This is a genomic window from Rhodothermales bacterium, from assembly GCA_041391505.1.
Lineage (GTDB): Bacteria > Bacteroidota > Rhodothermia > Rhodothermales > JAHQVL01 > JAWKNW01.
In genome coordinates this window covers 147,409-169,166 of sequence record JAWKNW010000012.1, presented here as the reverse complement: position 1 = coordinate 169,166, position 21,758 = coordinate 147,409, and the positions used below count along the sequence as shown (strand labels likewise).

Annotated in this window: 16 protein-coding genes; 3 read left to right on the top strand and 13 right to left on the bottom strand. The window is 64.1% G+C overall.

Annotation, left to right across the window (positions count from 1 at the left end; all coding sequences use genetic code 11):
* The 6 genes from R2834_13385 to R2834_13360 all read right to left on the bottom strand — a co-directional run.
* A partial coding sequence (locus R2834_13385; GenBank protein MEZ4701323.1) for a carboxypeptidase regulatory-like domain-containing protein occupies nt 1-2,036 on the bottom strand: 2,036 nt, incomplete at its 3' end.
* 231 nt (nt 2,037-2,267) lie between these two features.
* Complete coding sequence (locus tag R2834_13380) at nt 2,268-3,173, bottom strand: MBL fold metallo-hydrolase (GenBank protein MEZ4701322.1); 906 nt, start codon at nt 3,171-3,173, stop codon at nt 2,268-2,270.
* 96 nt (nt 3,174-3,269) lie between these two features.
* Nucleotides 3,270-4,235, bottom strand: a complete 966-nt coding sequence (locus R2834_13375) for a hypothetical protein (protein ID MEZ4701321.1) — start codon at nt 4,233-4,235, stop codon at nt 3,270-3,272.
* A 41-nt stretch (nt 4,236-4,276) separates the two neighbouring features.
* Complete coding sequence (locus R2834_13370) at nt 4,277-5,167, bottom strand: serine hydrolase (GenBank protein ID MEZ4701320.1); 891 nt, start codon at nt 5,165-5,167, stop codon at nt 4,277-4,279.
* Between the two features lie 393 nt (nt 5,168-5,560).
* On the bottom strand, nt 5,561-5,854 hold the full coding sequence (locus tag R2834_13365; protein MEZ4701319.1) for a hypothetical protein: 294 nt from the start codon (nt 5,852-5,854) through the stop codon (nt 5,561-5,563).
* A 26-nt stretch (nt 5,855-5,880) separates the two neighbouring features.
* Nucleotides 5,881-7,449 (bottom strand): sodium:solute symporter family protein, encoded by a 1,569-nt coding sequence (locus R2834_13360; GenBank protein ID MEZ4701318.1) that lies wholly within the window; start codon nt 7,447-7,449, stop codon nt 5,881-5,883.
* A gap of 14 nt (nt 7,450-7,463) precedes the next feature.
* Here R2834_13360 and R2834_13355 point away from each other — a divergent pair, with 14 nt between their 5' ends.
* The 3 genes from R2834_13355 to R2834_13345 all read left to right on the top strand — a co-directional run bounded on the left by R2834_13355 (nt 7,464) and on the right by R2834_13345 (nt 9,148).
* Nucleotides 7,464-7,838: a hypothetical protein gene (locus R2834_13355; protein ID MEZ4701317.1), complete on the top strand. Its 375-nt coding sequence runs from the start codon at nt 7,464-7,466 to the stop codon at nt 7,836-7,838.
* A gap of 209 nt (nt 7,839-8,047) precedes the next feature.
* Complete coding sequence (locus tag R2834_13350; GenBank protein ID MEZ4701316.1) at nt 8,048-8,782, top strand: hypothetical protein; 735 nt, start codon at nt 8,048-8,050, stop codon at nt 8,780-8,782.
* Nucleotides 8,783-8,800: 18 nt separating this feature from the next.
* A complete protein-coding gene (locus R2834_13345) occupies nt 8,801-9,148 on the top strand; it encodes a metalloregulator ArsR/SmtB family transcription factor (GenBank protein MEZ4701315.1) in 348 nt (115 codons plus the stop codon).
* Nucleotides 9,149-9,251: 103 nt separating this feature from the next.
* On the opposite strand, the gene R2834_13340 is transcribed toward R2834_13345, so the two are convergent.
* The 7 genes from R2834_13340 to R2834_13310 form a co-directional block, all read right to left on the bottom strand.
* Nucleotides 9,252-10,919, bottom strand: coding sequence for an FG-GAP-like repeat-containing protein (locus tag R2834_13340; protein MEZ4701314.1), 1,668 nt, complete (start codon nt 10,917-10,919; stop codon nt 9,252-9,254).
* Between the two features lie 479 nt (nt 10,920-11,398).
* Nucleotides 11,399-13,141, bottom strand: a complete 1,743-nt coding sequence (gene recJ, locus R2834_13335) for a single-stranded-DNA-specific exonuclease RecJ (GenBank protein MEZ4701313.1) — start codon at nt 13,139-13,141, stop codon at nt 11,399-11,401.
* Nucleotides 13,142-13,568: 427 nt separating this feature from the next.
* Complete coding sequence (locus R2834_13330; protein ID MEZ4701312.1) at nt 13,569-14,369, bottom strand: TonB family protein; 801 nt, start codon at nt 14,367-14,369, stop codon at nt 13,569-13,571.
* A 306-nt stretch (nt 14,370-14,675) separates the two neighbouring features.
* Nucleotides 14,676-15,797: a glycosyltransferase family protein gene (locus R2834_13325; protein MEZ4701311.1), complete on the bottom strand. Its 1,122-nt coding sequence runs from the start codon at nt 15,795-15,797 to the stop codon at nt 14,676-14,678.
* Nucleotides 15,798-15,846: 49 nt separating this feature from the next.
* Nucleotides 15,847-16,695, bottom strand: coding sequence for a UDP-2,3-diacylglucosamine diphosphatase (locus R2834_13320; GenBank protein ID MEZ4701310.1), 849 nt, complete (start codon nt 16,693-16,695; stop codon nt 15,847-15,849).
* 225 nt (nt 16,696-16,920) lie between these two features.
* On the bottom strand, nt 16,921-18,591 hold the full coding sequence (locus tag R2834_13315; GenBank protein MEZ4701309.1) for a T9SS type A sorting domain-containing protein: 1,671 nt from the start codon (nt 18,589-18,591) through the stop codon (nt 16,921-16,923).
* A 191-nt stretch (nt 18,592-18,782) separates the two neighbouring features.
* Nucleotides 18,783-21,644 carry a TonB-dependent receptor gene (locus tag R2834_13310; protein MEZ4701308.1) on the bottom strand — a complete coding sequence of 954 codons (2,862 nt, stop codon included), beginning with the start codon at nt 21,642-21,644 and terminating at the stop codon, nt 18,783-18,785.
* Nucleotides 21,645-21,758 lie beyond the last annotated feature (114 nt).

Sequence of the window (21,758 nt, the reverse complement as noted above, 5' to 3'; positions counted from 1 at the left end):
CGCCGGCTGTCGACGGTATTGAAGATGTCCTGGATGCCGTTCATGAGCAGAAAACCGTCGAACCCGATGATCTGGTTGTACGGGAGGCCGGATCCAAAATTCCAGCGGGCGCTCACGTCGAACGATTTGATCTTGGTGCTGACGAGCACGTTGAGCTGATGCCGGCGGTCGTGCGGGGGCCGGAAGCGGAGCCGCTCCACGCCGTACCAGATCGGTAGCGTCGCCTGTTTGGCGTTATACCGCACGGAAGACAGTCCGTAGTTGAAATACGCGTACAGCCGGGGCCGGCGCACCTCGATCCGGATGTCCGACCCGAAGGCCCGTCCGTCCGCGCGCTGCATGCGCGAGGTAAAGCGCGGGAAGGAGGTCCATTCCGCGATCCAGATATTCGTGAAGTACTTGTAGAAGGTCTCGGTGGAGATCTCCAGCCAGTCGTTCGGATGGTAGCGGTAGCCGGCCACCGAGTGATAGGCCTCGGTGAGGTCCACGGACGGCGCGCTGACCCAGGCGGTAAAGACGTTGGTGGCGTCGCGCCGGTCGGTGAGGCCGATCACTTCCTGGTGGTACTTGCCGGCGGCGGCGCTGACCTCGTGGTTGCCGCGTTCCCAGACGACGCGGGCGCGCGGCTCGAAGAAGCGGTTGATTTCATTGCCGGTGAACAGCTGCGCCACCACCCCGACGCGGGCGCGGAGGGTGGACGAGATGTGGATGTCGGGCTCGAGGAAGATGCCGATCTTGTGGCGCCGGCCGATGCCCAGCTCCAGATCCTGATAGAGGCCCCCGAGCTGCGCCTCGAGCGACGGCGCGCGGGCGAAAACGCCGTACTTCCACTCGGTGCGGCCGATGAAATTGGTGAAGTTGACGGCGTAGTTGAAGCTGTTGAAGGAGGAGACGCGAACCGGGTCCTCCACGGGGCCGAGTTCGTTGCTCATCCGCGAGATCGAAAACAGGAGTTCCCCGAGAAAAGGCTTCGACCCGGACAGGAAGAGGTACCGCATCCCGTAGGCCGTGTTGTGCCACCGGACCTCGTCGAGTACGCGATCGACGCTCGGCTCGCCGAGGGTGCCGGCATCGTGGGTTGTGAGGATGCTGAACGAGAGCTGCTGGTTCTCGTTGAGCACCATGTGCAGCTTGCCGAAGGCGTCGCCGAAGTTGTACGGCAGCGGCTGCCCGAGATAACGATCGGCGCCCTGTTCGATCACCGACTGCCGGAACGACCCGAGAATGGACACCCTGTCGCGCTTCAGCGGCGCCTCGAAGGTCGCGCCGCTGACGAACGGGGCGATCGACACCGAGCCGGCGGCCCGCTTCTTGTTGCCGTTGCGCGAGTAGATGTCCAGCACCGACGAGATGCGTCCGCTGAACTGGCTGCCGAACCCGCCGGCGTAGACGTCGGCGCGGTTGATGATGTCCGACGGAAAGGCCGAATAGAATCCGAGGATGTGAAACGGCTGGTGCACATACATCCCGTCGAGCAGCACCATGTTGTGGGAAGGCTCGCCGCCCCGGATGAAGAACTGCCCGCCCCGGTCGCCGATGGATACGACCCCCGGCATGGTGCCCAGATAGGTGGCCAGGTCGCGCGAGACGTCGGGCGCCGGCACGAGTTTGATGTCCTCCGGGCGCACCGTCTGCAGCCCCGCGGTCACCCGGGCCGACCCGCCCACGCGCTCGGCCTCGACGAGCACCTCCTCCATCTCGGTCTCGCCGTAGGTCAGCGACACGTTGATCGTGTGAATGCTCCCCGGCCGCAGCAGCAGGGTATCCCGATAGGGGGCGTAGCCGATGTAGGAGACGCTCATCAGATACCGGCCGGCCGGCACCCTGGACACCGTGTAGACGCCGTCATTATCCGTCACCGTGCCGAAGAACGCGCCGTTCTCGTTGTCGAGCAGCACGTTGACGCCCGGCATCGCCTCGCCGTTTTCCTGATCCGTGACAAAGCCGCGCACCGTCGCCGTCTGCGCCATCGACGGACGAACCCAGAACAACGTGACGCAAAACGCGAGGAAGAGCAAAAGGCCAGCGAACCGCATGTCCGGACACGCAGCGCACCTACGACGGCGCAGGGTAGAAAATGCGAACATACGGCTGCTACTCCGCAGGAGGGCGTTGGTTTGCCGGGATCGAGGAACGAGGGCGGTAATGTAGGGTGCCATCGCCCATGAACCAATCGCGCGAGCGGGGATGCGGTTCGGGAGCAGGGCTGCGCCGCTCTTTCACTCCTGCTCCCGAACGCCGCTCAGCCACCAGCGCCGCGCGCCGCCTTATCGCGAGGACAGGTCGGTGTAGACGATCTCGACGTAACGCTCCATGTTGATGAAGCCGGCGCCCCAGGACTCATAGTCGGCCACGGGTTTGGCCGCCTGCACGTCTTCCAGCGTCTTGCCTTCGGCGACGAGCTGCATGATGGAGGCGCGCGTTTTCGTGAGCATGTCGCGATAGGTCCGCAGATCGGCCGGCGTCGACAGCGGGCCGTGGCCCGGGATGATCTTCGTATCGTCGTTGACGATGGCGAGCGCGCGGTTCACCGCCGAGATCACGCCGTCGATCGACCCGCCCGATCCGAGATCGATGTAGGGGAAGCGGCCGGCGAAAAACGTGTCGCCCATATGGATCACATTGGCCTCCTGGAAATGGATCAGCGCATCGCCATCGGTATGCGCGTGCGGGACGTGGATGCCGTGAATCGTGCCGCCGTTGATATGGAAGCTGACGTCTTCGGCGAAGGTGACCACCGGCAGGGCGGCTTTCGGCGAGGGCGGCGTGGTGTTGTTTGCGTCGCGGAACTGCTCGGTGCTCATCCGCTCGTACACGTTGTCGTGCGCGACGATCAGCGCCCCCCCGTTGCCCATGTTCTCGTTGCCGCCGGTATGGTCGCCATGCCAGTGCGTGTTCATCACGAACCGCACCGGATTCGGCGTGATCGCCGCGATGGCCGCCTTGATCTTTTCGGTGAGCGGCGCGAACTGGTCGTCGATGATGAACGTCCCGTCGTCGCCGATGGAGACCCCGATGTTGCCGCCCGAGCCGACGAGCATGTAGACGTTGTCCGAGACCGGGATGGTCTCGATCTGGACGTTGTCGAAATTCTGTTGGCCGGACGCCGGACGGACGGACACCACGAGTGCGCATGCCAGGATCAGGCACGCGTAAAGCTTTTGCAGTCGCATGGGAGTAGGGATGGGATGATGAAAGATCGACCGCGCGGTGGCCTGCGCGCGACGGACCCAAGATAGGGACGGGCCTCTGGATGATCCAACCGGACGTCAGTCGCGCAGCCGCGTGCTGCGAAACGTGCCCTCTCGGGGCGACAGGGCGTAATAATAGAGCACGGCCGGCACGCCGCCGGCCTCTTCGCTGATCGTGAAGTAGCCCGACTCGTCGGCCGCCCACGCGATGGCCTCGCCCTGCGGCTCGGGCACGTAGGGCAACGCGATGGGATCGGACCGGTACCACGGCGCCGTCCCGTTATCCCACTGATAGACGACATCGTAGCTCTTGATGAGCGTCCAGCGGCCGGAGGGAGAAATGTCGCCGCCCACGGCGAGCTGCGTCAGCGCTCCGCTGCCCTGCAACCGCAGCTCGGTCACCTTTTCGAGCACGGTCAGGGTATCGCGGCGCTGCGGATACGCCGCGCGGTAGACCGACTGCCGCCCCAGCGCCTTGGTGACGATGTAGATGTCGCCGGTGGCGGGGTCGACCATCAGGGTCTCGCTGTTGTGCGGTCCGTCCGGAAAGGCGAAGGCCAGCGTTTCGACGCCGTCGAGCGAGGCTTCCACGGCCTCCTGGTGCGGACGCACGTCCGGCTCCGGCACGCGGTATACGACGATGTACTTGCGCCGCATCTGGTTGTCGCCGATATCGCCCACGTAGAGGTAGTCGAGGTCGGGGTCGGGGCCCGGGCCGATCGCGATGTCTTCCCAGTCCCGCGCGCGGGCGTCGGAGAGATAGTAGGTGCCCAGCAACCGGGCCTGGGTATTGATGGCGAAGACGCGCGTCGTGTCGCCGGAATCGTTGTGGAGCCAGAGGACGCCCCGATGCAGCCGGCTCGCGGCGAGCCCGGACGCCTCCCGGATGCGCGGATCGTCCAGCTCGCCCCGCGAATGGCGCAACGCCATGGCGGCGGTGGAGGCCGGCTTTACGACGGACGCTTCCCGGCCGCCGCACGCCGCGAGGAAGACCATGCCGAGGCACAGCGCCAACAACCGGAGCATCGCCTGGGGGGGCGTCATAACGGAACCGGGGTAGACTCAGAGAGAATGGAATGGGTCGTCTAACGTTCGAAGTACTCCCACAGGATCCTCGAAACATCGCGTAACAATACGAATCCTTCGTTGTCTTCCGCCCAGCTTTCGTCCACCTGGTTCTTCGTAATCACGCAAAATACATAGTCGCCGTGGGGCGCATTGACCAGGACGACCTCCGAGCGCGACCGATTTACGGCGCCCTGTTTGGAGGCGGCCTGGACGTAGGGCGGTATCTGGGACAGCGCCTCGTCGTTCCAGTAGATGCGCGTCAGCGCGCGGTACATCTCGTCGCTGGCGGCGGCGCTCACGGCGCGTCCTTCGCGGATCATCACCAGCAACTCGGCCATCTCGCGGGGCGAGGTTTGCCCCCAGCCGTACCGCTCCCAGTCGGCCCGCCGGCCCGGCGTGCGCGAGTTCATCCGCGTAGCGGTGAAGCCGGCGTTCGCGAGCCATTCGTTGATCGCCGTGCCGGTGCCGCTGAGATGCTGGAGCCACAGGCTCGCCGTGTTGTCGCTCATCGTGATCATCAGCATGATCACCTTGCTCAGCAGGATGGTCTCGCCATCCTTGAACGACCCGAGGATGTCCTCGCCTTCGTACAGGAGGGAGTCGCGATAGACGAGCGGCTGGTGATAGAGCAGCTGGCCGTGTTCGATCGCATCGAACGGGTTGAGCAGGATCGGGACCTTGATCATACTCGCCGTGGGGAACAGCGAGTCGGCGTTGATGCGCACTTCTCGCCCTGTGGGCAGGTGCCGCACATAGACGCCGACGTCTCCGCGGAACGGGGCGACGCGTTCGGCGATGCGCTGCTGGAGCACCGGATCGATCGCCGGCGCCTGCGCGCCGGCGCTCCGCGCCGCACCGAGAAGGAGCGCGAGGGCCATGACCCGAACCAGTCGCACGCCGTGCATCATCGGATCAGTGCTCCTGCTGGTTCGCAAAATGGCGGTAGAGCAGAAGCGTCATGACGAAGGAAAACAGAAAGACGAAGGCGGGAATGATGATCCCCCAGAACGAAGTGCCCATAAGCGGCCGCGGTTGAACTGTGAACGACGATGGCGAAGGGTGTCAGGTCTTGTCAGCGCCGTGGTGCCGGCGATACGAGCGATACGCCAGCCCCATCCCGAGGAGCGACACGAAATAGGCGATGCTCATTCCGATGACGGTTGCGAGTCCCTGGTCCATGGGTTAAGGGTTTAAGGTTCAAGGTACAAGGTTTAAGGCAAGGCGTGAGGTTCTGGAGTAGGGCCTCGGGGGTAGGGATCCAACCGCTCCCGTTGCACCTGGAACCTCACCCCTTGAACCGCTCAGCCATCCTGCCAGCGGGCGTTGGCTTCGAGATCTTCGAGATAGGCTTTTTGCTTTTTCTCGTATTCCTCGGAGATGGCTTTCAGTTTGGGGTCGATGATCCAGTGCATCAGGATGAGCAGGATCACGCCGGCGGCCGTCATGAGGTACCCCTCCCACTGGTACAGGCAGGCGAGGGCGACGCCCACCATGAGGAGCACGAACACGATCGGCGAGATGACGATGGTGATCCAGTCCTCGCGCGTCCATTCATCGGCCTCGGCGGCCGTCCAGGTGCGTCGTATTAGCGGCATGGCAAAACGGGTTGCGTGGAAGGAGGTCAGATCAGGCCGCGGCGCTGGGCCTCGCGCCGCACCGGTCCCCAGAATCCGAGGGGCCGGGCCTGCACATAGTACTTGACGAGATGGTCCATGGGCTCCGCCGGCGTGAGGAACGTCACGGGGAGGTAGACGAAGGCGCCCAGCACCATCAACAGCCAGAACTGCTGGTAATCCGGCAACTCCGGCAACACGCCGAACTCGGGGAGGATCCAGACGACGAGCCAGCTGAGGAGCAGGTTGGCCATCCAGGCCGACAGATACCCCCAGGCGTTGAAGCGCCACCAGATCACCTGCAGGATGTTCGGCAGCCAGATGCCGGCGGCCATGATCCAGATCGCGAAGATGAGCCACGAGGTGATATCCTCCATCATCAGCCCGAAAAAGAACGAGCCGAGCAGAAGCACCAGCGTCGACCAGCGACCGACCCACACCAGCTCGCTTTCGCTCGCTTCAGGCTTGTAATAGTGATGGTAGAGATCGCGCGTGGCGTACAGCGCGCCCAGGTTCAGGTGGGAGGAAATCGTCGAGAGATGGATGGCGATGATGGCGGCGAAGAAGAAGCCCATCATGCCGGCCGGCAGGTAGTCGAACCCCAGCCGGAACCATCCGAACTCGTATTCGGACACCTCCGTGATGTCGGGGAAAAGTACGTAAAACGCCAGGATGGCGACGGCCCACACCGAGTTGCGGATGAGCCCCACGAGCGTGCCCCACCAGATGCTGTAGCTCGCGTCGCGGACGCTGCGGGCGGACTGGATGCGCTGCGCTTCGGCGTACCAATCGATCGTCGTGCCCATCCCGAATCCACCCAGGACGGCGATGAAAATCATCGTCAGCACCCACGCGCCCGGCAGGTCGCCGCTGAACCATCCGGTGAACGCGAACGGGTCCATGCGCTGCGTCTCGCCCATGGCCGTCAGTTTCTCGACGATGCCCGTCGGCCCGCCGGCCTCGACGATGCCCCAGATCGAGACGATCATGATGACCAGGAACGCGATGATGCCCTGCTGGAAGTCGGCCATGACCACCCCCCAGTAGCCGGCGGCGAGCACGTAGATGGCGCACACCGCCGAGAAAAACACCAGGCCGATCCACAGATCCCAGCCGAACAGGAAGTGGCAGACCTTGCCCATCGCGATGCCGACCCAGCCCAGGATGAACATGTTCATGAACACCTGCCAGCCGGCCATCCAGCCCCGCATCATCTCGGCGCCGAGCCCCGTGAAGCGGATGACGTTCCACTCCGCCTGCGTGTAGGCGAGCGATCGCCGGAAGATGCGCGTCGACACGAACGAACTGATGGCGGCCCAGGCGGAGAAAAAGGTGTACCAGATGCCGGCCATCCCGTATTTGTAGATCACCCCGGTGATCCACATCGGCGTGTCGGTGGCGGTGTGTGTGGCATAGACCGACGAAGCGGGCAGCCACCACGGCAACCCGCGGCCGGCGAGGAAGAAGTCCGACTCCGATCGCTTGCCGAGCCGGTAGAACAGGATCCCGCTGCCGATCATGAGCAACAGGAACATGACGACCCAGAACCAATCGAGCCAGGTAAAGACGACGTTCATAGGGGTGACGCCTGGTGGGAAAGAAAGCAAGGCACGACGACGACGGGAAGGTCTCGGCGCTGCTCAGCCTCGACTATGCAGCACGCCGGACGGCCGTAATCGCCCAAAACTTCCCGGATTTACAAATTATTTCGACGATAAGCAACGCGCCCCGCCGCCGCTTCGAGACCGGACCCAGGCGAAGTTCGGAATGGATGGACGGGAACGGCGCGCGATCCGGCGCGCACGCGACGACGATTATACCGATAATTGCATCCCTTTTGGCCGCATTATCCGGAAAGGGCGTATTTCGTAAAGATTACGATAAAGAACAGACTTACAGTTTTTGCAAAGCCGGCGATACCTTACCTTTCGCCACCCTGTCAGGGAGTACATTATCCTGGTTGTGACGCAGGCTCTCGCGCCGCGTCATCGTGCCGATCAGGATATGGACCTATTCTACTCTCCGATGGTGCGTGTCGAGACTGACCGGAGGGCTCCTGCGCCGCCCGTGATGAAGCGCGCCATACGACCGTGCGCGACGAAGCCGATTCGATCCACTTCTTGCCGGCTGCAGCGCGCACGGCACTTTTGATTATAGCCCGCTATCTGGACGCCCATGCGTCACGAACTTTCACTGCTGCTACGTGGTCTGGGAGACAAGATCGACCCTCAGATCAGCGCGTTCCTGCTCAACGGCATGGAGACGGGCGCGTTCGATTACAGCATCTACACGGAAGTCTACAACGTCAAGATCGTCATCAACCGCGGCAACGAAGAAGCGTTGCGGCAGTTGATCGACAAGCTCAAGCTCATCCTCAAGATGGATGTGCACCGCGTCATCAGCCGGTGTCTTCCGCTGGATTACGATCCGAACGACGAACTCGACCCGGATGAAGAAGACTCGCTCGGCTTTCTGAAACGGACGACCCGCTTCCTCAATCGTCCGCCGAAGATCGACCCCATCCACCTCGGGCCCTACGCGCAGACCCGCATGCTGGATTACGGGCCGGCCATCGACCGCATCACCGACGGCATCGCCTCCACGTGCCGCGGTTACAGCCGGCTCGAGGCCTTCGTCATCGCCTGGCTCGTCACCGACACGTTCCTCCACACGGCCGAAAACAAGACGCGCCTCGAGAACTTCAAAAGCACGGGCAAGGTGGACCGCAAATGCTGGATCACGCAGCGCGACGAGAAAGTCCGCCGCGCGCACCAGCTGGTCGAACGCCAGGAAGTCGGGCTCTACGACTCGTTCCTGGTCTCGGATGAAAAGATCGATTACCCCGGCGACCCCAAAGGCTCCTTCGAGAACATCCTCCTCTGCCGGTGTTTCATGGTGCCGGTCTCCTGACCGCCCCGCCACGTTTCCATGTCTTCCACCGACCGCAAACTGTTTCCTGACGCCCTCACCGACCGTATAGCCCAGCGACTCCGCGTGCTCGGCGAGCCGGCGCGGCTGCATCTGCTCAATACGCTCGCCGAGAACGGGGAAATGAACGTCCAGGAGCTGGTCGAAGCCACGGGCATCCACCAGGCGAACGCCAGCAAGCACCTCAACCTCATGGCCCGGGAAGGCCTGCTCAGCCGGTCGAAAAGCGGGTTGTTCGTGTATTATGCGATCCGCGATGCATCGCTGCAGGGCATCTGCCTGCTGCTCAGCGGCCAGATCCGCGAGGAACTCGAACAGGAGCAGCGCACGCTCAGGCTGCTGAAGTAGACGCGGTCTAAAACCTCGTACAGGCCGGATCAGCGCCGCGTTGGAGACGCGTTCCCGGCTCCGGGGCAACCCGCAGGGGTATCGGAGACGCGCTGGAACGCCGTCACTTCACGAGGAGGGCCGTCTCGGTGGTGGAGAACCGTTCGCCGGAGGCCTGGAACAGATACAACCCGCCGGGCAGGCCGGCCGCGTCGAACTGAAAGCCATAAGGCCGCTCGGCATCCAGTGCACCCTCATGCAGCAGCGCGACACGCTGGCCCATCGTGTTGTACACCTCCACCCGCACGTGCTGCGGCGAACCCAGGGTCAGCGTGAACTCGGCGTTGGGATTAAACGGGTTGGGATAGACCGAGGCCGACTTGTACGGTCCGTTCACGCCCACGAATACGGTCTGCTCCCGGCTGTAGCTGAAGCCACCGTCGAAATCGATTTGCTTGAGCCGGAACGCATGCCGGCCGGCCTCGATGCCCGACACCGTGAAGGCGTAACGCCGGGGCTCGCTGCTCGTGCCGGCGCCGTCGACAAAGGCGAGGGGGTAAAAACGGCCGTCGAGACCCCGCTGGACCTCAAAGCCGGCGTTGCCCGTCTCGGAGGCCGTCTCCCACTGGAGCGTCACCCGGTCGCCGGAGGCCACCGCGTCGAACCGGGTGAGCTCGACCGGCAGCACGGGCACGTCCGATGTGTTCTCCCACCAGTTGACCTCTCCCCCGAAACGCCCGCCGATCACATCCCGGTCGCCGTCGCCGTCCATGTCGACCGCGCAGACGTGCGTGGCAAAATCGAATACCGACTCGATGGGGTGCTCCACCCACTCCGTGCCGTCGCCCAGCACATTTTCCCACCACGAAATCAGATCGCCTTCCGCCGCCGCGGCCACGACATCGACATCCTCGTCGCCGTCGAGGTCGACCGGGAAGGTCGAAAACGCGCCGTTGAACGCCGGGTCGATGACGTGGCGCGCCCAACCCTGTGCGTTGCCGTCGTTCTCCCACCACACGACCTGATCCGCCGCATCGGCCGATCCGATGATGTCGAGGTCGCCGTCGTTGTCGACATCGACCGGGTGCGCGGAATTCGCCCCGTCGAAGCCGGCCTCGATGCCGTGTTTGCTCCATGCCGTGCCGGCGCCGTCCGTATTCTCCCACCACGCCACCTCGTCGCCGACGTCTGCCGCGGCGAGCACATCCATGTCGCCGTCGCCATCGAGATCGACCGGCGCCACGTGCCGCGCGCCGTTGAAGGCGGTATCGATGGCATGTTCGACCCAGGCGCCGGCCGCGCCGTCGGTATTTTCCCACCAGGCGATGGCATCGGCCTTGAGCGCCGCGGCCACCAGGTCGGGATCGCCGTCGCCATCCATGTCGGCCGAGCGCACGTGCATCGCGAAGTCGAAGCTGTCCGTGACCGTGTGCATCGTCCACGCGCCGGCGACGCCGTCGGTATTCTCCCACCAGGCGATGGCATCCGCGATGGCCGCCGCGCCGACGAGGTCGAGATCGCCGTCCGTGTCCAGATCCGTCGCGAAGACATAGCGGGCGCTGGCGAAGGCATCGGCCACGAGGTGCAGGCTCCAGGTTTCTCCATCGCCGCTGGCGTTTTCCCACCAGACGATGTCGCTGGCGTTCATTGCCGCGCCGAGGAGATCGACATCGCCGTCGCCATCCAGATCGGCGGCCTCTACGGCGTGCATCCCGTCGAACCCGAGAGCGACGGGGTGTTTTTCAAACGAAGCGGCGCTCTGCGCGAGGGCCGGGGAGGGCAGAAGTAACAAGAGTGCGGCAAATCCCAGCGACGCGGAGGAGGCACGTCGCCCGTTCCAACACACACACCGCCGCCCACGGATCGTAGCGATCGGAGTAGCCATGGCTGGTCTTTCGTCGTAATTGAAGGGGATTACATGCGGGAGGGGGTGATCCGCAATCCAGAGGGGCGTCCTGACTGCGTAGAGGGGCACGCCATCAGCCGGCGAGGCGCCGGTCGAGGATGGGTGTGACAGGCGATCAGATGCTCAACATTACGTCGTTCCAGGGCCCGGATCTCACGGGCAATCGCATAAGAGAATTCGAAAACAGCCGGCCCCGAGTGTGCTGCCACCCGCTGGGTCAAGCCGGCTCTGGGAGGGTATCGGTCAGCGTGAAGAAAAGGTTAAGGGTGATGGTTCGAGGTTTGAGGTTCAAGGTTTAAGGGAATTGGGGGCTTCGACCGGCCGCGTCCTTAAACCTTAAACCTCAACCCTTGAACTCTCAGCCCCTATTCCTGCAGCCGCAGATCGCGCGTCTTGAGCTGGAGGGAGGTGGATCCGTTCCAGGTGTTCTCTTCGAGGGAGAACAGCATTTCGATGGGTTTGCCCTGGCGGCGGCTGGTGAGGAGCGTGTCGAAGTGATCGCGCATGTCGAATCCGATCGAGTCCAGAGGCATCCCGTTTGCGGCCTTTCCGCGCACGCTGAACTTGACGTGGTTGCCGTCGCGCCCGATGCGCCGGGGATCGCCGGCGAGGACGACGTCGCGGGCGTGGAAGACCGGTTTGTGGTTCGCCGGCCCGAACGGGGCGAATTGCTTGAGGACGGACCAGAACCGGCCCCGGACGCCGTCGACCTGCCGGAGGTCCAGCGTCGCGTCGATCTGGATCGCGGGGTTCAGCATGTCGGCCGTGATCATGGAGCCGACGACCTCGTTGAACCGGGCCTGGAACGCTTCGAGGTTGGCGGGTTCGAGCGCGAGGCCCGCCGCGAAGTCGTGCCCGCCGAACGTCTTCAGCAGATCCTCGCAGCCCTTGAGGGCGTCGTAGATGTTGATGCCGCTGATCGATCGGGCGGAGCCCTTGATCTGGTCGTTGACGGTGGCCAGCATCACGGCCGGGCGATAGAAACGCTCGACGAGCCGGCTGGCGACGATGCCGATCACCCCGGGATGCCACGTATCCCGGTGCACCACGACGGCATGTGGAAACCGCCCGCCGAGCTGGCGTTCGGCCAGGAGCGCCGCCTCGCGCGCCGTCTCCTGATCCAGGGTGCGTCGTTCGAGGTTGACCTTTTCGAGCGCGTCGGCCAGCGGCTGGGCTTCCGCCTCGGTCTCGGCCAGAAACAGAGCCACCGCCCGGCTCGCATCGCCGAGCCTGCCGGCGGCGTTGATCCGGGGCCCGAGACCGAAGACGATGTCGGATGTGGTGCAGGTTTTCAGCTCCACGCCGGCGCAGCGGGCCAGCACCCGCACGCCCAGGCTCGGCTCGGTTTGCAACCGCTTCAGCCCTTCGATCATCAGGATGCGGTTCTCCCCTTCGAGCGGCACGATGTCGCTGGCGGTGGAGATGGCGACGAGGTCGAGGTAGGCGTATGCGTCCTCGGCGGGCCGGCCGCGCCGCGCCAGCACGGCCTGGGCCACCTTGAACCCGATGCCGCAGCCCGAGAGCTCCTTGAACGGATACGTGCAGTCGTTGCGCTTCGGATCGAGCACGGCGACCGCCTCCGGCACGGTATCGAGCGCCTTGTGGTGGTCGCACACGATCAGGTCGACGCCACGCGAGCGCGCGTAGAGGGCTTCCTCGTGCGCCGTGATGCCGCAATCCAGCGCCACCATGAGCGTCCGCCCTTCCGCCACGGCGAGGTCGATGGCGGAGGCGTTCAGTCCGTAGCCGTGTTCGATGCGATTCGGGATGAAGTAGATCGCGTCGGCCCCCTGCTTCCGAAGGAACCGGGTCATCAGCGCGGCAGCCGTCGTCCCGTCCACGTCGTAGTCGCCGAAGACCAGGATGGGCTCGCCGGTCTCGATAGCCCGCACGATGCGGTCGACCGCCGCATCCATATCCTTCATCAGGAACGGATCGTGCAGATGGTCGAGGGAGGGGCGGAAATAATGGCGGGCCGTTTCAAAGTCCTCGATGCCGCGCAGCACGAGGGCGCGGACAAGGGCCTCGGGCAGATCGTTGAGTTCGCGTTGGAGCCGGGCCGTTATTTCCGGCTTCTCATAGGGACGCAGTACCCAGCGGTATTTCATGCAGCACTCAGGCGGGGATTCCTTCTGACTTGACGGGGCGAAGATACGTCAGTCGTCGGCAGGATAAAACGGTTCGGCAGATTCTCATCCCCATCTACCTTCAAGACGTGTTGCGCCCCGCCGGCATACCGCGCCGGGCAACATTTCGCTAACAGCGATTTAACCTGCGGGTAGCACAGACCGGGCGCGCGCGTCGTACGTTGGGTATGCCTATCCCAACCGCGCACGTCCATTTCCCTGATTGCACGAAAAAGCCCCGGTGCTGACAGACGCCGGGGCTTTCTCGCATGATGCCGGTTGCGGGACCAGGTAGTGTCCGAAAAACCGTTCAGACCGAACCGTATCCTGACCGCGATTCAGGATCCAACGCTGTATGAAAGGTTTTTTTGGATGCTCCGGGCCAACCCGAACGGTTTTCAGACACGGCCTACTTGGTTTCGGGTGTTTTCAGACGGAAGATGACCGGGATCGCCATCTTGACCTTGACGGCGCGACCGCGCTGACGTCCCGGTTTGAAGCGCTGCAGCATCACCGCCTTGACGGCGGCTTCGTCCAGCAGTTCGCTGGCCGAGCGCAGGATCACCGGATCGCGCGGCATGCCTTCTTCGTCGACGACGATCTGGACGATGACGCTCCCTTCGACGCTGGCCTTGCGGGCCATCTCGGGGTAGGTCACGTCTTTCATCAGGCTGGCGACGCCGCCGATCATTTCGGGCATCTGCTCGACCGCGACAAAGATTTCAGGCTCCTCTTCGACGACCTCCGCAGGCGGCGGAGCCGGCAGTGGCGGCTGCACGTCGAGCAGGGCCTCATCCAGATCGAGCGCGGCGTCGAGCGACAGGTCTTCGCTCTCCAGCAGCACGTCGTTCGGCACCTCGATGGGCACCGGGGGTCGGGGCGGCGCCGGCGGCGGCAGCTCCTGGCGCGTCTGCTGGATTTCTTCGAGCGCCACCAGCTCCTGCCGGACCTCCACGATGGTGTAGCCGCCGGTCGGGTTGTAGGGGATGCGGAACGCGATCAGCACGATGCCGAGCGCCAGGATGAGGCCGGCGGGAAGCGCCAGACCGTAGGTCAGATTATATCCGCTAAACCGGATAGCGCGCTCGGAAAACCGTTTGCCGAGAAATTCCAGCTCATGCTGCGCGGCCCAGTCCGACTTATTCGATAGATGCCCGTAGCTGGCCGAGTGGCCGGTGAGAAACGATCCGTACAGGAATGATGGTCTCATGGCGTCACCTCCGTTGGCTTGCCGGGACTCACGTCCCCAAATAATGCGCACGGATCAATTAACGCACTCTTTCGCCCTACGAGAACAGGGCGGCGGGAGATACCGTGCGTGGGGGAAAACCTGAGGCCGCGGCACGCCGGCGCACCGGGGGTTATGCGCGTCCTTCACGATTCGGTAATGCGGCCTTAACAGTTCCTTTCATCGGCAGGGGGACACGGGCCGTACCTTGGGCGCTGGTTAGGGATGCTGATGCGTAGCATTCGTACGCGAAAGCCCGATATCTCGTAGGATGTCGGGCTTTTCGCGTTACGGGAACGCCGGCGCGCGCCGCGCGGCGGCGACCTGCTCGATCTCGCGCAGGAAGCGCTCGGGAGCCTGATCGACCCAGGCCCGGAAGATGTGCGTGGGGGGCAGAAGGGCGCGGGTGGCTTCCTCCAGTCCGTCGATCTCGAAGGAGGCGGCGTAGACCCCGCCGCCGAAGCCGGCCAGGTCCTGCGCATTCCAGTACTGTTCGACGTGGCCCCGCACGGGGACGGCAAGCACCGGTTTGCCGAAATACATGGCCTCGCAGGTCGACTCGAATCCCGCGGTGCATATCAGGCCGGCGCATCGCGCCATCATACTCAGGAATTTGACGTCGCTCAGGGCGTGGAAGGTCAGGTTGCTCGCATAGTGCCACTCAGCGGGCGCATCCGGGTTGTCCCAGAAACAGTGCAGCCGGCGATGCGGGTGCTCGCGGTGCCAGGCGATCACCTCGTCCGCATAGCCCCGATTGAGCAGGTAGATGAGGTAGAAGGCATCCTCATCCGTGATGTCCAGGGGCTGGGCGAACACTTCGGGGCGGAGGAGCGGCGGCACGACGGCGAGGCGGGGCCGGGCCGGCGCCGGGTAGTAGGAGAGCGCGAGCCGGCGCGTCGCGCCGAACGAGGAGAGCCGCGTAAAATTCCGCGCGCCCAGGCGTTGCGCCCACATGCCGGCGGGGAAAGGATAGACTGGATGATGGTACATGTACTGATGGCCGATGCACACGATCGGCGGGGCCGGCCGATAGAGCAGCGCGTAGGCGCCGAAGAGCGGCTCGAAGAAGTTCACGATCACGTCCGGCCGGTGCGTCTCGATGGCGTCGTGAATCGCGTCCAGACTGGCCCGAAAGGCGCCCCCCTTTCTGATGTTTTGGAGGATGGTGGCGCCCATGTCCACCGATTGCTGCTTCTCGTCGAGCGCGAAGGTGGGGCTATCGAACGGGATGATCGGGGCGCCGATTTTCTCGGTGAAAAACGCCGGCACGCGCCGGTTGCTGCTCCGGCCCAGCAGCACGGCGGCGACGCCATGGCCGGCGTCCTCCAGGATCGCCTTCAGCGCCAGCGCCTGGGTCATATGCCCGCGCCCCTCGCCCTGAACGACAAAAAGGCAATTTAATGGATGCATAGGTCCGGAAAACGGGACGGTGGGGGGTGTTTCTGAAGGATGCAAACGCTCAGTGCTGTAAGATACCATTCAACACGGATGGAAGTCCCGGCATCGGGTCCGGATCGTCTTTTTCCTCCTCCGCCGCGAGATCGTCCGGCGCGAAGTCTACGCCGGCATGCGGCCAGTGGACGATCTCCAGGGCGCCGTCCACATGCTCGACGAGCGCGGTGCAGCTCTCCACCCAGTCGCCGCTGTTGCAATACTGGACGCCCTCTATCGCGCGCATCTCCGCGTGATGGATATGGCCGCAGATGACGCCGTCGACTTCATACGTGTGCGCTTCCCGGGCCACGGTCTGCTCAAAATGCGCGATATGCTGCACCGCGCGCTTGGTTTTGTACTTCAGGTAGCTCGAAAGCGACCAGTAGGGGAGGTTCAGCCCTTTGCGCAGCCGGTTGTACCAGTAGTTGGCGCTCAGCGTCAGTTGATAGGCGCGGGCGCCCAGGACCGACAGCCATCGGGCGTACTGGATCACTCCGTCGAATTCGTCGCCGTGCATGACGAGAAATTGACGGCCATCTTCCGTCGTGTGGATGGCATTGAGCCGCGTCGCGATGCCGCCGAAATGCTGACCGGCGAACTGCCGAGCGAACTCGTCGTGATTCCCCGGGATATAGATGACCCGCGTGCCTTTCCGGGCCTTTCGCAGGATTTTCTGGACGATGTCGTTATGCGATTGCGGCCAGTACCACGATTTACCCAGCGCCCAGCCGTCGAAGATATCGCCGACGAGGTAGAGGTAGTCCGACTCGTTGCAGCGCAGAAACGCGAGCAGGGCGTCCGCCTTCATGTGACGCGTGCCCAGATGGAAATCCGAAATCCAGATACTTCTGTATCGATTCGGTCCGCCGATCATAGGTGCCGTAGCCCGGGGTTCGTCCGAGAGGCGCATCCAGTGGATGCGAGGGGTCGTGCCTTGTAGATAGGGATCGACCGTTATGCAGGTATTAGCGGTGCGTTAGGGAATTGTTGGCCGCTTTGATTGAGGCATAAAAAAAGATGCTGGATGCACGACGCTGGATGTTGCCATCCACGCGTCCTGCATCCAGCATCCCGGATCCCGTACGGAGGATCGCTCGCCTTATTTCACGAGCAGCATCTTACGGACGGCGCTCGCGCCATACCCTTCCAGCTTGTAGAAGTACATGCCGGAGGCGAGCTCCTTCGCGTCGAACTGGACGCTGTAGGTGCCGGCGGGCTGCACTCCGTCGGCCAGCAGCGCTACCTGACGGCCCAGCACGTCGTAGACGGCGAGGCGGACCGGGCCGGCGCTGGCCAGCTTGAATTCGATCGTGGTGGTCGGGTTGAACGGGTTCGGGTAGTTCTGCTCGAGCGAGAAGAACGTCGGCACTTCACCGGCGATCGGTTCGATGGCCGTGCCTACCGTGAAGCCGAGATTGCCGAGGGCGGTCCAGCCGTCGAGCCAGTTGCCGAGGCCGAAGGCGCCGGTATAGGCCACGGGGGTGAAGAACGCGTCGCCGGTGTCGGCCACTTCGGCCGCATCCCACGCCGGGCTGCCCACCGCCGGCCGCGGATCCAGACCGCCATCCGCCTCACGGCTGATGCCCCGAAGCTGCGGGTCCGAGATCCGGTTGTTGTTCGCCGCAAGGTGCGCCTGCACGAAGTCCTGCGGGGCGATCGCTCCCAGCGAGTTATCCCCGAAGCCCCACCACAGGTTGTTCGCCAGCACCAGGTCCCCGTTCGCCATGCGGTCTTCGCTGTCCGCCGGCTTGTTCGCGTCCCCGTCCACCACTTCCACCGTGATACCCTGCGCGCCCGTCGCCGAGCTGTATTCCGTGAAGATCGAGTTCCAGTACTTACCGCCGCTGTTGTCGCGGAAGATCAGCATCTCGGCGCCGTCCCCTTCCGCCGTCCCGGCGTCCGGACCGATGTACGTCACGTTCGAAAGCTGCGGGATCGCGTACGGCTCGAAAAACTCGTTGCCCGTCGCCCCGTCCTGCTCCGCCGTGCGGCCACCGACGTCGTTCGCCTGGATCGCAAACCAGAACTGCGCCTTGCCGCGGAAGCCTTCGTCCCAGTCGAACGAGTCGTCCTCGTTGAAGGCCGACACCAGGTACTTCGTGTTCACCGTGCCGCCGAAAAACTCGAACCCGTCGTCCGCGCTCGCGAACGACTCCACGTATTCGATCACCGTCCCCGAGCCCACGCCGCCGAGCGTCAGGCCCTGGATCTCGTTGCCCGCCTGGTCGCCCACGTTGATCCCCGTGTGGCGGATCGACACGTAGCGGAAGATCCCCGAGCTGTGCGCGTCGTTCTCGCCGCCGTACTGGGCCCGCGTGTCCCCTTCGGCCACCACCTCGTTGATCCCTTCCACTTCCTTGATCCCCCCATCCGTCGGGTTGTTCGTCGAGGCCTGGCCCAGGATTACCACGCCGCCCCAGAGGCCGCGGTCCTGGTACGTCAGGCTGCCGTCGAGCGGGTCCTGAACCGACGTGAAGATGATCGGGTTCGTCGCCGTCCCTTCGGCCAGGATCGTGCCGCCGCTCGTCACCACCAGCGCCGAGGCCTCGTTGCCCTGGCCCACTTCGCCCTTGATCACCGTGCCCGGCTCGATGATCAGCGTCGCCCCCGGGTTCACGAAGACGATACCATCCAGAATGTATGTGTTATCCGACGTCCACGTCACCGTGGCCCCGTCGGGGATGTCCGCGTCCGTTACGCGGATTTCGGTTTGCGCCTGCGCCGCGAGGGGCATCAGCAGAAAAAATGCGATAAGCAGTAGCCGTTGCATGAATGTAGGCGGGTTGATGTACAGATAATGACTGCGGCGATGTTCGCCGGCGACGGAGCGCCGTGTGGGTCGTAACACTGCCGCAACGATTCGATAATGCTGCGTTAACATGGCCCGGAAACACGTCGGGGCGGCTCGTATGAGCCACCCCGTCGCGCTGTCCGAAAGAACAGGCAGGTCGTATGCCGGCGTTATTCCACCTTGTAGGTGAAGCTGAGCGAATACGTCCGGCCGGATTCGTATTTCTGGTAGATGTAGTCGACGTCCTTGAACGACTGGCTCATGAGCGCGTCGCTGTCGGTGAGGTTCTTGACCGCGAACTTCAGGCTGACGCCGCGCCAGATGCGCTGGGCGTAGATGAAGTCCACCGTGCCGCGGGCCCGCTCGAAGATGTCGGGGGCGGCGCCTTCCGACACCACGCGGAGGCGGTCGCCGAAGAGGTTGTAGTAGATGCTGGCCACCGAGCCCCACTCCGGCTTCTGGTAGGTGAGGTCGACGTTGACGACGTACGGCGACTGGCCTTCCAGCGGGCGCGTGGTCGACGGGTTGGCGTCGGCCGCGCGGATGACGACGAGTTCTTCCTCCGGGATGTCCACTTCCGAGTGGACCAGGGCGAGGTTGCCGCCGATCTCGACGTTTTCGAGCGCCGGCACGAGGGCGTCGAGCCGGCGGCGGAGTTCGAATTCGGCCCCGACCACGCGGCCGGTGGGCACGTTCTGGATCGACATCGAGTTGTTGCCGACGCTCGTCAGAATGACGCGCTCGATCGGGTTCTCGAAGGCCTTGTAGAAGCCGCTCACGGCGATGATCTCGCCCGGGCGCGTAAACCACTCCCAGCGGAGGTCATAGTTCGTGATCAGCGTCCGCTTCAGCGTCGAGCTGCCCGAGAAGACGAAGTCGCCGACGAAGTCGAACGTCGAATACGGAGCGAGTTCGCGGAAGGTCGGGCGAGCCAGCGTCTGCGTGACGGCGGCGCGGAGGTTCATGTTGTCGGTCAGCGCATAGACGAGGTTGACCGACGGCAGGACGTCGTCGTTGCTCAGCCGGCCCACGGCCAGCGTCGTGTCCGCGCTCTGCGTGGTCATCCGGGTCGACTCGAGGCGCACCCCGCCGATGAAGCGCAGCTTGCGCGTCAGCAGGAGGTCCGTCATGAGGTAGCCGGCGGCCACCGTCTGGTCGCCCGTGTAGTTGCTCTTCAGGGCCGACGCGTCGGTGATGTAGTTGCCGAACTGCGGCCGGCCGGCGGTCGAGGTGCCGATGATGCCGACCGACGAGAAGAAGGCGTTGTTGTCGCCCGCGAACGAGCCGTACGAAAAGCCCGAACCGGTGCGGTATTCGAAGCGGCGTTCGCTGAACGCGCGGCTCACGTCGCCATACGAACCGCCGAACTTGACCTTGCTGCTCAGGCCGGCGAGCCGGAAGGGCACGGTGAGGTCGAGTCCGAACTCGTTGTTCTGCTCATCGAGCTTGCGGAAGAAGCGCGCCGGCGAGGGGTAGAGCGAGGCCGGCTTCTGGAACGTGGTGTCCGTCCCGTTCACCGTGTAGTGATTCGAGAAATACCGGAGATCGGGCTCGTTCTGCTCGTTCTTCGAGAACGAGGCGCGCCACTCGGCCTGCATCGGGCCCATCGCATGCTGGCCCTTGAGCTGGAGCGAGTTGAGGCTCCGTTCCTGGTAGCCGAGGACGCGGGTCTGGAACGTGGAGTTGCCGGACAGGTCCTGCCAGAAGCCTTCGAGGTAGCGGGTGTCCGACGTGCCGTTCTGCGTGCGCAGGTACGTGGCCGAAAGCTCGTGTTTCGGGTGGATCTTGTAGGCCAGCGTGGCCACGCCGCCCCAGTTCGCTTCCTGCGAGCCGCGGGTATCCGAGAGGTCGCGCAGCGCGGTCAGCTGGTCGATCTGCTGGACGGTGCCGCCGACGAGTTCGTAGCGGCCGGCATTGCCGTTGTTGTAGAAGGAAGTCGACCGGTTGTAGGTCAGGCTGGCGGTGAAGCCGAGCGGCCGGCCGGCGAGCGGAATCTGGTTGCCGAAGGCCATCGAGAACCCGCTGTTGACCGGGGCGCGGGCGACGGTGGGCTCCATCTCGGGGCGGAAGGCGCGCGAGACGTTGTCGAGCAGCTCGGCCTTGGCCGGGTCGAACCGGGCCTCGATCTCCGTCGGGATCACGAGGTTGGGATCGTTGAAGATCGCCGGGATGTCGCGGTCGCCGTCGTCGTATCCCAGCCAGTCGAGGTTGCCCAGATCGTAGCTGATGAAGTTATCCGCGAGGCTCGACTGGTCGTTGTACGACGAGGAGGTCGTGAACTGGAGCGTAAAGGCATCCGGGAAGTTCTTCGTGCCGACGTTGACCAGGCCGCCGGTGAAGGCGCCGGGTTTGTCGGGCGTGAAGGTCTTGGTGGTCACGATGTTGTCGAGCAGGCTGGCCGGGAAGAGGTCCAGCTGAAACGCCTGCTTGTCGGGGTCCGCGCTGGGCAGCGAGCTGCCGTTGAGCTGCGTGCTCGAGTAGCGTTCGCCGAGGCCGCGGATGTAGACGTATTTGCCGCCCACGACGGACGCGCCGGTCACCTTGGTCATGGCGCCGGCGGCATCGCCGCTGCCGGACCGCGAGATGGCCTCGGCGCTGATGGCGTCGCTGACGGCGGTGGCCTTCTGGCGCTCGCGAAGCAGCGACGCTTCGGTGTTCTTGAGGGCCCGGGCCTCGACGACCACTTCGTCGAGCCCGATGGTCTCGGCGCTGAGGGTCATGTCCAGGCGTACGGTCTGGCCGGCGATCACCTCGACGTCCGTCACCGTGACCGGGCTGTACCCGATATAGGAAAAGACGACGGTGTAGCGGCCGGCGTCGATACCCTTGATTTCGTAGTGGCCGTCGAAGTCGGTCGTGGCGCCGTTCATCGTGCCGTCGATGAGGACGTTGGCGCCGATCAGCGTTTCGCCGGTTTCGGTATCGACGACGACGCCGGCGATGGCGCCCTTCTGGGCGGCTGCCGGCGCAGCGATGAGTAATAAGAGCCCGAACAGGATCGGGAATCGATGGGCGTTGATGCGCACGTTCATACAGGTTGGTTGGTTAGGGCATACGCGATAACGAAGCGTGGATGCGTAGCACGCCGTTCTCTCGTTGTCGGCGGCAATGGTAGATCAGGCGTGTTACCGTTGTATTACCTCAGC

Bases quoted from the DNA above. Each gene is read 5' to 3' on its own strand.
- R2834_13380 (MEZ4701322.1), bottom strand. From the start codon at position 3,173: ATGCGACTGCAAAAGCTTTACGCGTGCCTGATCCTGGCATGCGCACTC.
- R2834_13375 (MEZ4701321.1), bottom strand. From the start codon at position 4,235: ATGACGCCCCCCCAGGCGATGCTCCGGTTGTTGGCGCTGTGCCTCGGC.
- R2834_13370 (MEZ4701320.1), bottom strand. From the start codon at position 5,167: ATGATGCACGGCGTGCGACTGGTTCGGGTCATGGCCCTCGCGCTCCTT.
- R2834_13365 (MEZ4701319.1), bottom strand. From the start codon at position 5,854: ATGCCGCTAATACGACGCACCTGGACGGCCGCCGAGGCCGATGAATGG.
- R2834_13360 (MEZ4701318.1), bottom strand. From the start codon at position 7,449: ATGAACGTCGTCTTTACCTGGCTCGATTGGTTCTGGGTCGTCATGTTC.
- R2834_13350 (MEZ4701316.1), top strand. From the start codon at position 8,048: ATGCGTCACGAACTTTCACTGCTGCTACGTGGTCTGGGAGACAAGATC.
- R2834_13345 (MEZ4701315.1), top strand. From the start codon at position 8,801: ATGTCTTCCACCGACCGCAAACTGTTTCCTGACGCCCTCACCGACCGT.
- recJ (MEZ4701313.1), bottom strand. From the start codon at position 13,141: ATGAAATACCGCTGGGTACTGCGTCCCTATGAGAAGCCGGAAATAACG.
- R2834_13330 (MEZ4701312.1), bottom strand. From the start codon at position 14,369: ATGAGACCATCATTCCTGTACGGATCGTTTCTCACCGGCCACTCGGCC.
- R2834_13325 (MEZ4701311.1), bottom strand. From the start codon at position 15,797: ATGCATCCATTAAATTGCCTTTTTGTCGTTCAGGGCGAGGGGCGCGGG.
- R2834_13320 (MEZ4701310.1), bottom strand. From the start codon at position 16,695: ATGATCGGCGGACCGAATCGATACAGAAGTATCTGGATTTCGGATTTC.
- R2834_13315 (MEZ4701309.1), bottom strand. From the start codon at position 18,591: ATGCAACGGCTACTGCTTATCGCATTTTTTCTGCTGATGCCCCTCGCG.
- R2834_13310 (MEZ4701308.1), bottom strand. From the start codon at position 21,644: ATGAACGTGCGCATCAACGCCCATCGATTCCCGATCCTGTTCGGGCTC.